Below are 15,497 nucleotides of genomic sequence, written 5' to 3' on the forward strand. Positions count from 1 at the left end.
GCCGGAATCCGGGAGGCCCCGGGGCGGCCCCGGGCCTGGCCCCGGCTCAGTAGCCCACGGTGAAACGAACCCGGTGGTGGCGGGGGCGTTCGGCTTCGTCGACGAGGGCCACGGCGAGATCCTCCATGGAGATCGCGGACCGGCCCGCCGCATCCACCAGCAGCTCATCGGTCCCGGTGCGATAGCCGCCGGTGCGTGCCCCGGGCTCCAGCAGGGCGGGCGGGCTGAGGTACGTCCAGTCCACCCGGCGCTCGGCACGGCAGACCTCCAGCTGCCGTGCGCAGGCGAGCGCGATGGGGCGCACGTCCGCGGGGAAGCCGGGGGTGTCGACGACGGTCAGCCCCCCGGTGCCGGGCACCGTGAGGGTGGCGGCGCCACCGACGAGCAGCAGCCGGACACCGGTCGGGGCGAGCCCGGTCAGCAGTGCCTCGGTGACGGCCACGAGTTCGTCCTCGCGGCCGGCCACCGGACGGGTCGCGCCGATCACGATGTCCTGTCCCGCCGAGAGCCGGGCCACGTCCCCGGTGTCGGAGGCGTCGCCGGTGCGGACGGCGGCGCCGGGTGGCAGCACCCCCTCGGCGGCGGGACGGCGCGAGACGGCGCTGACCTCGTGGCCGCGGCGCAGGGCCTCGGCCACCACCCGGCGTCCGACGGCGCCGGTGGCTCCGAAGACGGTGATGCGCATGACGGGTACTCCTCGGGTTCGGTGGCCGGGGTGAACACCTTCGGCGGACAGACCGGCTGAGCCGGTGTCAGGAGACCCCGCGGCCGCGGCGCAGCAGGGTGCGCACGGTATGCGGGGACAGCTGCGCGGCCGCGATGGAGAGCAGGGCGAGGGCGAAGCCCAGCGCCTGGGCGGCGGTGAGGGTCTGGTCCAGGGCGAGCCAGCCGAGCGCGGTGGCCACGGCCGGGGAGAGCATCGGCAGGAAGGACAGCGCGCCGACGGGGAGCCGCTCCACGCCCTGGAACCACAGCGCGTAGGCGAGCAGGGTGCCGACGACCGCCAGCCACGCGTACCCGCCCAGAGCCCCGGCGTCCAGCGCGGGCGGCGGCCCCTCGACGGCGAGCGCGAGCGGCGCCAGCAGCAGTCCGCCCGCGGTCAGCTGCCAGCCGGTGAACGGCAGCAGCCCGACCGGGCGCCCCCAGCGCTTGGTCAGGACGACCCCGGTGGCCATCGCCAGGGTGCCGAGGAGTCCGGCCAGGACCCCGACCGGGTCGAAGGCGGCCTCGCCACGCAGCACCATCGCGGCGACCCCGCCCGCCCCGGCCACGCCCCAGCCGAGCTGCCAGGCGGTCGGGCGCTGGTGGAGCAGGGCGAGGGCGAGTCCGGCGACCAGCAGCGGCTGCGCCGCGCCCAGGGTGGCCGCGACCCCGCCGGGGAGCCGGTAGGCGGAGAAGAACAACAGGGCGAAGAAGGCACCGATGTTGAGGGTGCCGAGCACGGCCGCCCGCCACCACCAGGAGCCGCGCGGAAGCGTGCGGGTCACGGCGAGGACCGCCAGGCCCGCCGGGAGGGCGCGTATCGCGGCCGACAGCAGCGGACGCCCCGGCGGCAGGAACTCGGTGGTGACGAGGTAGGTGGTGCCCCAGGACACCGGCGCCAGCGCGGCGAGGCCGGTGAGCCTCCAGGCCGGTACCACCGGCCCCGGAACGGCGGTGGGCGGAGCGCCGACACCGCTGGTACGCGGACTCACACGCACAGGAACTCCTCAATGCTGAACTGTTTAACGTTGAGAAAACTATGCGCACTGATACCTTGCCGTCAAACACTTCAACGTTGAGGAATCGCGTGAGGGACACCGCATGAGGGACAACGTCGACCGGGTACTGGACCAGTGGAGGGCCGAGCGGCCGGACATCGACCCCGCACCCATGGGCGTCGTGGGCCGCATCGCCCGCGCCGATCGACTGCTCGGCCTGGAGCTGCGCGACCACTTCGCCGACCACGGCCTGCAGCGCTGGGAGTTCGACATCCTCGCCACGCTCCGCCGCTCCGGAGCCCCTCACCAGCTGACGGCGGGCGCCCTGGTCGAGACGTCGATGGTCACCTCGGGCGCCATCACCAACCGGATCGACCGGCTGGCCGGCCGCGGCCTGGTCACCCGGGAGACCGACCCCGGCAACCGCCGCAGCGTGCTCATCACGCTCACCGATGAGGGGCTGCGCCTGGTGGACACCGTGGTCGCGACGCATGTCGCGAACGAGGAGCGACTGCTCGCCCCGCTCTCCGGACGCGAGCGGAACCAACTGGCCGGACTGCTGCGCAAGCTCCTCGTCGGCCTCGGCGACACCCCCGGCCGCTGACGCGGGCGCCGCCCGTCCGGCTCAGGCGCCGCCCACGCCCTTCTGACGGGCGGAGTGGCGGCGCGCCTTCACACGGTTGCCGCACACGCTCATCGAGCACCAGCGGCGGCTGCGGTTCTTCGACACGTCCCAGAACGCCTCCGCGCAGGTGTGTTCGGCACACCGTTTGAGGCGCACGTGTTCACCGGTCGTGACCAGCTCGTTCCAGGCGATCGCCAGCCGCGCCAGGGCCTGCCGGACCGGCGGCAGACCGTCCGCCGGGCGGGCCGCGCCATGGACGGTGACGCACACCGCGAGCCGGCTCAGCGCCGCATCGGCGGCCGCCAGGGCCTCGGTGTCCGGCTCGTCCCCGACATGACTCCCCAGCCGCTCGCGGATCCCGGCGCGCAGCGCCAGTCCCAGGGCGTGGTCCTCGGCTGTGACCCGGCGCGGACGGTCGAGCAGCCCCCGCTCCCGCAACCAGTCGGCGAGCCGGGCGGGCGTGGTCAGCGCGTCGGTGTCCAGATGCACATCAAGGGTGTTGGCGAAGTCCTCGACCAGCCGGGCCGAGGCGGGTGCGTCACGCATGGGCGGCCTTCCTGATAACCGGCTATCCAGTTTACCGGTAGCGCGATCCCGTCCGCGGATGGCACACTCGCCCTCGCGGCGCTGAAACCGCCAAAACGAGTTAGCCGGTTATCCCGGCAGAGGGGTGGGGCGATGACCGACCGAACGGCGCCGTTGGCGGCGCGGGAGGTACCCGTGGTGGCGGCCGGTGACGCGGCACCGCCCGGCACCCGCAACACCGCCGTCCTCCTGGTGTTCACCGCCGTCACCAATCTCGCGGACGGCGTGACCAAGGTCGCGCTGCCCCTGCTGGCCGCCCAGGTGTCCTCGGCGCCGTCCCAGGTGGCCGCCGTCTCCCTCACCCTGACCCTCCCCTGGCTCCTCCTCGCACTCCACGTGGGCGTCCTGGTGGACCGGTTCGACCGGCGGCGGCTGCTGTGGATCGCCGACGGGCTGCGGCTGGCGGCGGTGGCGGCGCTGCTCCAGCTGACCGCCGCCGGCGCCCTGTCCATCACCGCGCTGTGCGCGGCGGGCACGGTGCTGGGGGTCGCGGAGGTCATCGCGCTGACCTCCGCCGCCGCACTCGTGCCCGCCGTCGTCCCGCCCGCGGGCCGCGAACGCGCCAACGCGTGGATCACGGGTGCCGAGACCGTCTGCAACGAGTTCGCCGGGCCGTTCGCGGGCGGGCTGCTGCTGGCCGCGGGGACCGGTTTCGCGCTCGGCGCGACCTGGTTCTCCTATCTGGCCGCGTCCGTGGTCCTGCTGCTGCTCACGGGCTCCTTCCGCGCCCGCCGCCCCGGCCCGGTGACGCCAGGGACGCGGGAGACCGTCGGCCACCAGATCGTCACCGGCCTCCGTCATCTGTGGGGCCACCGGCTGCTGCGCACCATGTCCCTGATCCTCACCGTGCTGTGCGCCTCCTGGGGCGCCTGGCTCGCGCTGATGCCGCTGTACGCCACGGAGTCGATGGGGCTGACCCCGCGCGGCTACGGCACGCTGCTCAGCGCGCTCGGGGTGGGCGGGCTCGTCGGCGCCCTCGCGGTGTCCCGGCTCAACCGGCTCCTGGGCCGTCGCCGGGTGATGGGCGCCGATCTGGCCGGTACCTTCGCGATGATGGCCGTCCCCGCGCTGACCGGCGAACCGTGGGCGGTCGCCGCCGCGGCGTTCGCCGGGGGCATGGGCGGCACCCTGTGGGCGGTCAACGCCCGGACGATCGGCCAGCGGCTGGTCCCCGACCATCTGCTCGGCCGCTACAACGCGGTCACCCGCCTGTTCAGCTGGGGGGCGATGCCGGTGGGGTCCGGGCTGGTGGGGCTGCTGGCGCAGTGGCTCGGACCGCGGCCCGCCTTCCTGGTGTTCGCGGCCCTGGTGGCACTGGCGGTCCCGGCGTTCCTGCGCGCCCTCACCTCCGGCGCGCTGTCCGCGGTCTCCGGTCCGGACGCCTGACCACCGGTCACTTCCGTTTTCTGCCGGGCGCGGGCGCCAGCGCCACCGCGGCCTCGCTCGTGTACATCAGGAACGTCAGCGTCTCCTGGAAGTACAGCCGGACGCGGTTCTCGTCGTGGGAGAGGTAGCCGATGGACACGTCCTGGCCGAGGTGGAGTTCGAAGTCGCCGCCCCGGGTGGACAGCAGGAAGGCGCCGTCGATCGCGGGTGCCCAGATGATCTCCCCGTCCAGCACCCGGTCGATGTGCTTGTGGATCGGATAGCCGTGGTCGGAGGTCTCGTTCACGGCCGTGTACGCGTCCGCGCTCAGCGCCAGGGTGTACGCGCCCTCGACCCCCGCGAGCCGCAGGATGCTGACCGCCTGGCTGATGGCGTTGGGGTAGTCCCGCACCTCCGACGGGAGCGTCAGCTCCGGATGGGAACTGCCGCGCCGGATACCGGTGATGCCCGCCGCGGGGTACCCCTCGAACACCGCCCGGTCCTCGGCGAACGCGATTCTGCGCGCGGCGTCCTTGACCGGCTGCCAGTCCGCGTCCTTGGCGCCGCGTTCGACCGAGTCGACCTGGCGGCGGTCGACGACGAACGGCACGCGCAGTTCGACGACCGGCTCCGACCGCCGGGTGTGCGCCACCACGCCCTTGGCGGGCGGATCGACGGCCGTCAGATGTCCGGTGCCGACCGCCGCCAGTTCCAGTCCGGCCGGATCGGGCACGTCCACGACGCGGCGCCCGGCCACATGGCGTCTGAAGGTACGCCGCGCCTCCTCCTCCAGATCCGCCCACGCCGCGTCGGAGACGGGCGCCAGTTCACGGTGCAGGTTCTTCATCGGGGGCGCTCCTCTTCACATCGCCGATCCCCAGGGAACCGTCGTGCGCCGGTGAGCCGGACGGTGCGGTGAACCGGACCTCGGGGGCCGGTGGTGCCGCCGCCACCTCACGGTCCGCGTCGGCGGACGCCGCGGCGGCGGGCGGATCGGGCAGTTCGTCCAGGAAGTCGGCGCTGGGTACGAAGAACAGCGAGCCGGTCACGGCCGTGGAGAAGTCCAGGATCCGGTCGTGGCCGGCCGGCGGACTGCCCAGGAACATGTTCTCCAGCATCCGTTCGGTGATCGACGGCGTACGGGCGTAGCCGATGAAGTAGGTGCCGAACTCGCCCTGTCCGGCCCTGCCGAAGGGCATGTTGTCCCGGAGGATCTGCCGCTCGGTGCCGTCGGGGTCGGTGATGGTGGTCAGGGCGACGTGCGAGTCGTCCGGCTTGACCGCGTCGTCCAGTTCGATGTCGGACAGCTTGGTCCGGCCGATCACCTTCTCCTGGGCCTCCACCGGCAGCGCGTTCCAGGCGCGCAGATCGTGCAGGTACTTCTGCACGATCACATAGCTGCCGCCCGCGAACGGCGCGTCCTCGTCGCCGATGAGGACCGCCGCGCTCGCCGCGGGCCCCTCCGGATTCTCGGTGCCGTCCACGAAGCCGAGCAGATCGCGTACGTCGAAGTACTTGAAGCCATGGGTCTCATCGCGGACCGTGACCGCGCCGCGCAGCCGGTCCATGATCTCGGTGGCCAGCCCGAAGCACAGGTCGAGCCGGCCGGCCCGGATGTGGAACAGCAGATCACCGGGGGTGGACACGGCACGGTGGCGGGCGCCGACCAGTTCGCGCAGCGGATGCAGTTCGGCCGGACGCGGCCCGTCGAAGAGCCGGTCCCACACCTGGGACCCGATACCGACGACACAGCTCAGCTCGCCGTGGGGAGCCCGGAACCCGACCGCCCGCTGGAGCGCGGGGACCTCGGACAGCAGATCCCGGGTATCCGCTTCGCCGCCGGGGTCGACGGTCACCACGAGGAAGATGGCGGCGCTGGTGAGCGGGGTCAGCACCGGCTGCGGGATCACCTCCCGCGGGGCGGGAGAGGACATCGCCCTCCACCTCCTCCCGTCCGGTGGACCCGGGACCGGCCACCCTCGATTCTCCCCCGGGGCCGCGGAGGCCGCATCCGAGGGCCGGACGGGCGGTGCCGGAGGGCCGGTGGCCGGTCGCGGCACACCCTCCGCTCCCGGCCACGGCCCTCCTCGTCCAGCGGCGTGGGACCGCCGGTCAGCCGGTGTCGCCCAGCGGCTGACCGCCACCGTCCAGCGGACCGGCTCCCTGCGCGGCGTCCGGTTCGAGGCCCATGTGCCGGGCCAGCCCGACGGCCAGGGCCGCGACGGTCGGGTGCTGCCAGACGAAGTTGCCCGCCAGTTTGACGCCCAGCCCCGATTCCAGCCGGACCCGCAGCTCCATGGCGAGCAGGGAGTCGAAGCCCAGGGACTTCAGCGGGGTCTCGGGGTCGAGGGTGGTGCTGCTCAGCCGGAGCACGGCGCGGATGTGCTCGCCCAGATACGCCTCGAGCGCCGTCCGCCGTGCGATCCCGGCCGGGAGGGCGGTGATCCGGGCGCGGACGTCATCGGTGGCCCCGGGTGTGGCCGGGTTCTGCTCGTCGTCCGGGGCGAGCCGTGCGAACAGCGAGGAGTGGCGCCCGGCGGGGAGGATCCAGCTGTCCGGCTCACCGGGGATCACACCGGTCTGCACCCGGCGGTGGGCCAGCAGAGTGCTCAGCGCGCGCAGACCGTCCTCGGTGGGGATGGTCTCGTAGCCGCGGTCGGCGAAGCCGGTGGCGACACCGGTCTCGCCCCACGCGCCCCAGTTGACGGCGAGAGTGGGGGCCCCTCGGGCGGAACGCCAGGCGGCGAAGGCGTCGAGCCAGGCGTTGGTGGCCGCGTAGGCGCCCTGGCCGGGGTTGCCGAGCAGGGAGGCCATGGAGGAGAACACCGCGAACCAGTCGAGCCGGTGTCCCGCGGTGGCCTGGTGCAGCCGCCAGGCCCCGGTGACCTTCGGGGTCCACACCCGGCCCAGCTGGTCCTCGCGGACGGTGGTGACGGCCGCGTCGTCCAGCACCATGGCGCAGTGGACGACTCCGCGCAGCGGGGCGTCCGGGTCGGCGGTGGCGGCGGCCACCAGCCGGTCGGCCGTACCGGGGCGGCCGATGTCACCGAGGATGACCGTCACCCGCGTTCCGGCGGCCGACAGGTCGGCGAGGGCCCGCGCGGTGGCGGCGGTCGGCGCGCTACGGCCGTTGAGCACCAGATGGCGGGCGCCCTGGGCGGCCAGCCAGCTCGCGGTGGCCAGGCCCAGACCCCGCAGCCCGCCGGTGATGACGTAGGTGCCGTCGTCGTGGACCGGGAGCGGCCCGTCGGGCAGCACGGCGCGGATCTCGCCCTCCTGGGGGACGGTCAGCACCAGCTTGCCGATGTGGCGGGCCCCGGCCATCTGCCGGAAGGCGTCGGTGGCCTCCGCGAGCGGGAGCACCGTGCAGCGCAGCGGCTTCAGCCGTCCGGCGGCGAACTCGTCCAGCACCTCGCGCAGCAGGGTGGCCAGCACCGCGGGCCGCACGGTCTGGAGTTCCCGCAGGTCCACCGTGCTGAAGGTGATGTTGTGCTGGAGGGGCGCCAGACCGAGCGGGGCGTCGGAGAGGATGTCGCGGACACCGAGTTCGAGGAAGCGGCCGAACGGGCGCAGACATTCCAGACCGGCGCGGATGGCCCCGCCGGACAGCGAGTTGAGGACGATGTCCACGCCTTCGCCGCCGGTGGCCTCCTTGACCTCGTCCCGGAAGTCCAGCGACCGGGAGTCCATGACGTGGGCGATGCCCATACCGCGCAGGAAGCGGCGCTTCTCCTCGCTGCCCGCGGTGGCCAGGACCTCGGCGCCGAGCAGCCGGGCGACCGCGACGGCCGCCAGTCCGGTGCCGCCGGTGGCCGAGTGGATCAGCACCCGCTCCCCCGCGGCGAGGCGGCCGATGTGGCGCAGCGCGTACCAGGCGGTGAGGAAGGCGATCGGCAACCCGGCGGCGGTGGCCGGGTCCAGGCCCTCGGGGATCGGCCCCGCGCAGTCGGCGGGGACGACGGCGAACGAGCCGAAGGCGCCACCGCGGACGTCGACCGCGACCACCCGGTCGCCGGTGCGCAGATGGTCCACCCCGGGGCCGACGGCGGTGACCTCACCGGTGCATTCGAAGCCGATGCGGTAACGGATCGCGTCGGGGTCACCGGGCAGCAGGCCCATGACGGTGAGGACGTCACGGAAGTTCAGGCCCGCGGCGAGCACCCGCAGTTCGACCTCGCCGGGACCCGGTGGGCGGCGCCGGGTGGCGGCCAGTTCCAGGGTGTCCAGGTCGCCCAGGCGTCCGGCGCGCAGGCGGAAGCCGTCCGCACCGCAGCGCGCGGTGCGCGCGGCGGCCCCGGTGCGCTCCGCGTCGGTGAGCGGTGCGTAGACCAGCTGGGCGACGTGCCGTTCGCCGTCGCGCAGCGCGATCTCGTCCTCGGGGGCGTCGGCGAGGAGTTCGGCGACCAGGTCACCGGTGCCGTCCGGGTCGGTGTCCACGAGGGTGGCGCGCAGTTCGGGGTGTTCGAAGGCGAGGACGCGCACCAGACCGCGCAGGGCGCCCTGACCGGGGTCCGCGGGCTCGCCGGGCGCCAGGGCGCGGGCGCCGCGGGTGACGGCGTACAGCCGGGGCGGTTCGGGGCACCGGGCGGTGAGCGTCTGGGCGGCGGCCAGCAGCCGCCGGGTGCGGGAGAGCGCGTCGGCGCGGCCGGGGGTGTCATTGCCGGGGGGTGGTGCCGCGCACAGCAGCACCACGCCGCGCAAGCGCTCTCCGGGCCCCGCGAGCCGCCCGGAGAGGGCGTCGCGGAAGGCGTCCAGGCTCTCGTCGGTCAGGGCCGGGTCCCAGACCCGGGCCTCGGCTCCGGCGGAGGACAGGGCGTAGGCGAGGGTACGGGCACCGCCGTCGGCCTCGCCGATCACCAGCCACCGTCCGGGGCGCGGGGTGCCGGACGCGGCGGGCCGGTCGGCGCGCTCCCAGCCGACCTCGAGGAACCAGCGGTCGACCTCGGTGGCGGCCCGGGGCACGGTCCGGCGGGCCAGCCGCAGTCCGTCGAGGGCGAGCACGGGTCTGCCCTCCGCGTCGAGCAGCCGGATGTGTCCGACGACGCTCTCCGGGGTGGCCTCGGCCATCCGGGCGTGGCAGTGGACCGCGGTTCCCGGGTCGCCGAGGATCCGTGCGCTCTGCACCCGTACCGGCAGCACCAGCCCGGGGTCGTCGCCGTCCTCGAGCATTCCGGCGACGAGCAGTTGGGCGCACAGGTCGACCAGGACGGGGTGGACCCGCAGTCCGTGTCCGGGGGCGCGGGAGGCGTCGGGGACTTCCACCCGGGCCCAGAAGCTGTTGCCGTAGCGGGAGGCGTGCACCGCGGTGATACCGCTGAACGCGGGGCCGTGTTCCAGGCCGCGGGCGCGCATGTTGCCGTAGAGGGCACCGGGTTCGACGGCCACCGGGTGGCGCAGGGCGAGGGTCTGGACCGAGGCGGGGCGGGAGCGCGGCGGGGCGCTGAGCCTGCGCAGGACGGCGGTGGCCTGGCACACCCAGGTGCCCTCGTCGCCGCGTCCGAAGATCTCGCACTCGGCGCGGTCGGTGGCGGCCACCGTCACGGTGGTGCTGAGGTCGGTGCGGTCGGCGAGCCGCAGCAGTTCACGGAAGCGCAGATCGGTGACCTCGACCTCGGTGGGAGCGGTGTCGAACACCTCGCAGGCGGTGGTCAGGGCGATGGCGTAGTAGGCGGCACCGGGGAGGACGGGGGTGCCGTGCACCCGGTGGTCGTCGAGCCACGGCAGTGCCGCGGTGCCCGTGGTGGCGCGCCAGACGTGGCGCGGCGGCTGCCCGGGCACTTCGGTGTGGGCACCGGGGAGTTCACCGGCCGTGCGGAGCTCCGCGGTCCCGGCGGATCGGTCCGGGAGGGTGGTGTCGGCCCAGTGGTGGGTGCGGTCGAAGGTGATGACGGGGACGTCGGCGAGGGCGGCGCCGTCGTAGAGCCGCGTCCAGTCCACGGGGACACCGGCGCAGTGCAGCGCGGCGAGGTGGGTGCGGAAGGTGACGGTCTCGTCGGTGTCCCGGCGCAGGGTGGGCAGGACGACGGGGTCGTCGACGAGTCCGGTCAGACTGCGGGTGATCGGGTGGGTGACCACGGGGTGCGGGGAGATCTCGGTGTAGACCAGGTGGCGATCGGCCGCGGCGGCGGCCACGGCGGCCGAGAACCGCACCGGGCGCCGCAGATTGGCGCACCAGTAGTCGGCGTCGAAGGCCGGGACGCTGTGCGGGTCGTCCAGGACGGTGGTGTAGAAGGGCACCCGGGGCCGCATGGGGGTGAGGTCGGCGAGCGCCGTGCGCAGATCACCGAGGAGCGGATCCATCTGCGGGGAGTGCGAGGCCACGTCGACGGCGATGAGCGCGGCGGGCACACCGCGGTCCTCCCAGTCGGCGACCAGCCGTTCGACGGTGGCGGTGTCCCCGGCCACGACGGTGGAGCCGGGCGCGGCCATCACCGCCACGGTGACCGCGTCGGCGGCCCCGGCGGCCTCGAGTCCGGCCTGCGCCTCGGCGGCGGCCAGACCGACGGTGGCCATGGCCCCCCGTCCGGCGACCCGGGCGAGCAGGGCGGAGCGGCGGCAGATCACGGCGGCACCGTCGGCGAGGGAGAGCGCTCCGGCCACCACGGCCGCGGCCACCTCGCCCATGGAGTGGCCGATGACACCGGCCGGTTCGACGCCGTGGGCGCGCCAGGTGGCGGCCAGGGCGGTCTGGAGGGCGAACAGCACGGGCTGCACCCGGGCGCAGCCGGTGACCGGTTCCCCCGCGCGCACGAGCTCGAGGACCGAGAACCCGGCCTCGGCGGCGATGAGTTCGTCGGCCTCGGTGAGGGCGGCGGCGAACGCCGGGTCCCGCTCCAGCAGGTCGCGTCCCATACCGGGCCACTGCGATCCCTGTCCGGAGAACACCCACACCGGCTGCCGGGAGACGGCCGCGCCGACGGACCCGGACACCACGGCGTGGTGGGCCTGTCCGGCGGCGAAGGCTCTGAGCGCCTGGACCAGGTCCGCACGTCTGCCGGTGGTGACACCGAGACGGCCGCGGCCGCCGGAGCGGCGCAGGGCCAGGGTGTGGGCGATGTCGCGCAGCGGTACCCCGGCCCCGTCACCCTCCAGCCAGTCGGCCATGCGGTGGGCGGCGGCGGGCAGCGCGGCCCGGGAGCCCGCGGGGACGAGGAACACCTGCGGAACGGTCCGGGTGGTGAGCCGGGGGCGGTCCGTTCCGGCGGGGGCGGCCGGCGGCTGCTCCAGCAGCACATGGGCGTTGGTGCCGGAGAAGCCGAAGGAGGAGACGGCGGCCAGCCGGGGGCCGGTCCGCACCGGCCAGGGGGTGAGCTCACGGGGGATGAAGAACCGGGTGCCGTCGGCGTCGATGGCCGGGTTCCAGCGGGTGAAGTGGAGGTTGGGCGGGATCTGCCCGTGCCCCAGGCAGAGGATCGCCTTGATCATGCCGGTGACCCCGGCGGCGGGCTCCAGATGACCGAGGTTGGTCTTGACCGAGGCCAGTGCGCAGGGGTCGGGTCCGGTGCCGTAGACCTGGGCGAGGCTGGTGAACTCGACGGGGTCGCCGACCGGGGTGCCGGTGCCGTGCGCCTCGACCATGCCCACGTTCGCGGCGTCGATCCCGGCGCGGCGCAGCGCCTCCTCGTACAGGGCGCGCTGGGCGGGGGCGGAGGGCGCGGCGAGCCCGTCGGAACGGCCGTCCTGGTTGACGGCGGAGCCGCGCAGCACGGCGAGGACGCGGTCCCCGTCCCGTTCGGCGTCCTCCAGACGCTTGAGGACGACCATGCCGCAGCCCTCGCCTCGGACGAAGCCGTCGGCGGCGGCGTCGAAGGCGTGGCAGTGGCCGGCGCGCGAGAGCATGCCCATGCGCACGAACGAACGGGTGGTCCTGGGCTCGAACATGAGCGTGACACCACCGGCGAGGGCGAGGTCGCACTCGCCCGCGCGCAGGGCCTGGGCCGCGAGGTGCACCGCGACCAGGGAGGAGGAGCAGGCGGTGTCGAGGGCCACGCAGGGGCCGTGCAGCCCGAGCAGGTAGGAGATCCGTCCGGCGGCGACGCAGTGGGCGTTGGACAGGGCGGAGCCCTCGTTCTCCCGGGGGTGCCGCTCCAGGCGGTCCATGTAGTCGTTGTAGCTGAGGCCGGTGAAGACGCCGGTGGCGGTGCCGCTGAGCCGGTCCGGCGGCATTCCGGCGTGTTCCAGGGCCTCCCAGGCCACTTCGAGGAGCAGCCGGTGCTGCGGGTCGAGGACGTCGGCCTCGCGGCCGGAGACGCCGAAGAAGTCGGCGTCGAAGCGGGAGACATCGCGCAGATAGCCGCCGTGGGTGGGCAGTCCCGAGTCGGCGCCCGGCTCGTCGGGCCACAACTCCCGGCGTTCGGCGGGCGGTTCACCGACGGCGTCACGGCCTTCGGTCAGCAGGTGCCACAGGGCCGCGGGCGAGTCGATGTCACCGGGGAGCCGGCAGCCCATGCCGACCACCGCTATGCGGCTGGGTGCGGATATGACATGACGCATCGGAGTCTCCGTGGGGGGTGCTCGGCCGGGGTGGGGCCGCGTGGTCCATGGGGAGGTGGCCGGGGGACGGGGCCGTGGGGGATGCGCGCGGGACGCACGCGGGAGGTGAGGGGGTACGCAGCCGGGGCGCCGACTCAGGTGGCGTCCGGGCCGCCCAGCAGCATCACGTGCTTCACGCCACCGATCTGGTAGTTGAAGCTCAGCGCGTAGTCGAAGTCGAGCGGGCGGGTGCGGTCGCCCGGGACGGGGTCGAAGGGGAGCCCGTCCAGGGGCTGTTCGCAGTTGGCGGTGGGACACACCTCACCGAGTTCCATCATCATCAGCGTCAGGGCGGCGCCCAGGCACCCGGCGGGCGAACCGTGGTGGCCGAAGCAGCCCTCCTGGGAGGACATCAGAACGGTGCCGTCCGGTCCGTAGAGCTCCCGGACGGTGCTGGCCTCCATGGCGGTGACGGCCGCGCCGCCGTCGCTGGCGCCGTTGACGTAGGGCACCTGGTCGATGCTCCAGCGGTCGCCGAGGCAGGCCCGCACCGCGCGTACGAGCTGGGCGCCGGTGTGGTCGGCGGCCAGCGGATTGGCGAGTCCGTCGCGGGTCATGGCGGTGGCGAGCACCTGGCCGTAGAGGTGGGCGCCCCGGCGGACGGCGTGCTCGCGGCTCTCCATGATGACGGTGGCGGCGCCCTCGCCGTGGTTGATGCAGTCCGCCCGCCGGTCGTAGGGGCGCATCAGGGAGTCGAAGGACGGCAGGAGGTCGGGCATCCCGGCGGCGTCCATGGAGTCGTAGGCGTGCTGGGCGCCGCGCAGCAGCCGCTGCCCCTTCTGTATCAGCCCGAGGTTGAAGACGTCGACGCCGGTGACGACGGCGATGTCGGTCTCCCCGCTGGCGATCAGCCGGCGGGCGATGCCGATCTGGACGGCGGCGGAGGAGCAGCCGCAGGAGACGGTGTAGCAGGGGCCGACGGACTGGGTGAGGGCGCCCTGGACGACCGCCACATCGGAGGGCGACACGGCCTGCTCGGCGGCGACGAACATCTCCAGGGCGTCGAAGACGGAGGTGCCGTCGGGGTCGACGTTCAGCAGCGCCAGATAGCTGTCGACATTGGCGTCCACACTGCCGCGGCCGACGAGGATCGCCGATTCCCGCAGGTCTCCGGCGCGGAAGTCCAGTTCGGCGTCGGTGCACGCCTCCACCAGGGAGACCAGGCCGAGCCGGTGGGCGGCGGTGTAGTGGCGGGAGAAGAATTCGGGGATGTCGGGGAGACGCTGTTCGAAGTGCTCGGTGGTGAGGTTCACCGAGCCGTAGTAGATGTCGTGCTGGACGAGTGCGGAGCGGCCCTGTGAGGCGATCTCCCAGACCTGCCCGGCGGTGAAGACCGGTTCCTCACCGCCGGGCAGACAGAAACCGAGGCCGGTGACCACGGCGTCGCGCGCATTTCCGCCGCCTTTCTTCATTGCGATCCCTTTCACGTGAGCAGACCGCGGACGCGCCGCTGCGCGGCGGGCCCTACTCTGCTATGAATGTGCGGTAGCACCACCGGTAGACAGGGATCAGCTCACCCTCGAATTCGGCGCACTCGCCCGCGGATTCGAAATGTTCATAACCGTTGCCCCGCTGGATCTTGACTCGCTCTCGCCTCCAGATGGAGGGAGCGGTCCATACCTGGGGGGTTCCGGGGGGTCCGCCGACGAGGAGGACAAATGCCGGTTGAGACATGGAATGGACCCTCGGTGGATCAGGAGCAGATCGTCGCTCGGAAACGATGTGTGGAATAGATGACACTACGCCGTCAAGAGGGCCTATCGGTAGGTGGTGTCGAACCACCCGGGCGGATTCGAGCGATCCGCCACTCTGCTTTGCACGCCCGGCGCCCATCACACACCACCGAGCGGACAATGCGGTCCGGCCGTCGCCTCACGCCCCCTCTTGCGGAAACTTCCTGCAAGCGGACAGAAAGCGGACAGCAAAATGCTGGCTTCGTGGAACGCTTTACAGAACCTTTGAGCATTGCGGGCATCTCATCGGCACGTCGTCTTGGCAGTTTATCACCTATTGTTTCCGGCGCGGATACCATTGGGCGGTTTGCGCGCGTGACAGAGTTCTCTTCCCGGCACCCGGGACGGCTGACTGCAAAGGATGACAAAAGATGGCAAATCAGTCCGTGCCGTTCGACGACCTGGACCGCAAGATCGTTGCGGCGCTGGTCGCGAACGCCAGGGCGAGTTTCACGGAGATCGGCGCCACGATCGGCCTGTCCGCCTCCGCGGTGAAGCGGCGGGTGGACCGTATGCGGGACAACGACGTGATCACCGGGTTCACCACCACCGTGCGCCCGGCCGCCCTCGGCTGGCGGACCGAGGCGTATGTGGAGGTCTACTGCGACAGCGCGGCGCCACCGCGGCGGATCGCGGAGGTGGTGCGGGACTATCCGGAGATCATCGCGGCGATGACGGTGACCGGCGGGGCCGACGCCCTGCTGCATGTCATGGCCACCGACGTGGAGCATTTCGAGGAGGTGCTGGAGCGCATCCGGGCCGAGCCCTTCATCCGGAAAACGATCAGTTACATGGTGTTGTCCCACCTGCTCACCGGCAGTCCGGAGGCCGGTGCGACCCCCGCCACACTCCCCACGCAATGAACCGGCGCCGCGGCGCCCCAGTACGCAGCATCACTGCGTGTGTGCGCAGCTCTCCATTCTTGTCTCCGCTCTCCTCCCCTTCCTACCGTTGAAA

The 15,497-nt window shown here is 73.2% G+C and carries 11 protein-coding genes; 3 read left to right on the forward strand and 8 right to left on the reverse strand.

All coding sequences use genetic code 11. The features are described 5' to 3' along the window. Positions 1 to 46: 46 nt before the first annotated feature. Complete coding sequence (locus tag AC07FT_RS23725; protein WP_479177985.1) at positions 47 to 685, reverse strand: NAD(P)-dependent oxidoreductase; 639 nt, start codon at positions 683 to 685, stop codon at positions 47 to 49. A 67-nt stretch (positions 686 to 752) separates the two neighbouring features. Then, complete coding sequence (locus AC07FT_RS23730) at positions 753 to 1,694, reverse strand: EamA family transporter (protein ID WP_479177986.1); 942 nt, start codon at positions 1,692 to 1,694, stop codon at positions 753 to 755. A 109-nt stretch (positions 1,695 to 1,803) separates the two neighbouring features. Between AC07FT_RS23730 and AC07FT_RS23735 the strand changes: the two genes are divergently transcribed. Next, complete coding sequence (locus AC07FT_RS23735) at positions 1,804 to 2,304, forward strand: MarR family winged helix-turn-helix transcriptional regulator (protein WP_479177987.1); 501 nt, start codon at positions 1,804 to 1,806, stop codon at positions 2,302 to 2,304. 21 nt (positions 2,305 to 2,325) lie between these two features. Here the strand turns inward: AC07FT_RS23735 and AC07FT_RS23740 are convergent, their stop codons facing one another. Further along, a complete protein-coding gene (locus AC07FT_RS23740) occupies positions 2,326 to 2,871 on the reverse strand; it encodes a CGNR zinc finger domain-containing protein (RefSeq protein WP_479177988.1) in 546 nt (181 codons plus the stop codon). A 132-nt stretch (positions 2,872 to 3,003) separates the two neighbouring features. Between AC07FT_RS23740 and AC07FT_RS23745 the strand changes: the two genes are divergently transcribed. Continuing rightward, entirely contained in the window at positions 3,004 to 4,296 is a 1,293-nt protein-coding gene (locus AC07FT_RS23745) for an MFS transporter (protein ID WP_479177989.1), read from the forward strand. Positions 4,297 to 4,303: 7 nt separating this feature from the next. Here AC07FT_RS23745 and AC07FT_RS23750 read toward each other — a convergent pair whose 3' ends face one another. From AC07FT_RS23750 to AC07FT_RS23770, 5 genes are all read right to left on the reverse strand, one after another. Then, positions 4,304 to 5,122: a family 1 encapsulin nanocompartment shell protein gene (locus AC07FT_RS23750; RefSeq protein WP_471199259.1), complete on the reverse strand. Its 819-nt coding sequence runs from the start codon at positions 5,120 to 5,122 to the stop codon at positions 4,304 to 4,306. Beyond that, positions 5,103 to 6,209 carry a Dyp-type peroxidase gene (locus AC07FT_RS23755; protein WP_479177990.1) on the reverse strand — a complete coding sequence of 369 codons (1,107 nt, stop codon included), beginning with the start codon at positions 6,207 to 6,209 and terminating at the stop codon, positions 5,103 to 5,105. The genes AC07FT_RS23750 and AC07FT_RS23755 overlap by 20 nt, the downstream gene beginning before the upstream one ends. A gap of 178 nt (positions 6,210 to 6,387) precedes the next feature. After that, positions 6,388 to 12,768 carry an SDR family NAD(P)-dependent oxidoreductase gene (locus AC07FT_RS23760; protein WP_479177991.1) on the reverse strand — a complete coding sequence of 2,127 codons (6,381 nt, stop codon included), beginning with the start codon at positions 12,766 to 12,768 and terminating at the stop codon, positions 6,388 to 6,390. Positions 12,769 to 12,902: 134 nt separating this feature from the next. Further along, a complete protein-coding gene (locus AC07FT_RS23765) occupies positions 12,903 to 14,219 on the reverse strand; it encodes a beta-ketoacyl synthase N-terminal-like domain-containing protein (RefSeq protein ID WP_479177992.1) in 1,317 nt (438 codons plus the stop codon). Positions 14,220 to 14,271: 52 nt separating this feature from the next. After that, entirely contained in the window at positions 14,272 to 14,640 is a 369-nt protein-coding gene (locus AC07FT_RS23770) for a DUF5988 family protein (RefSeq protein WP_479177993.1), read from the reverse strand. A 271-nt stretch (positions 14,641 to 14,911) separates the two neighbouring features. On the opposite strand from AC07FT_RS23770, the gene AC07FT_RS23775 reads away from it, so the two are divergent. After that, entirely contained in the window at positions 14,912 to 15,403 is a 492-nt protein-coding gene (locus AC07FT_RS23775; protein ID WP_479177994.1) for an Lrp/AsnC family transcriptional regulator, read from the forward strand. Positions 15,404 to 15,497 lie beyond the last annotated feature (94 nt).

This window comes from Streptomyces sp. NPDC045899 (assembly GCF_056431485.1).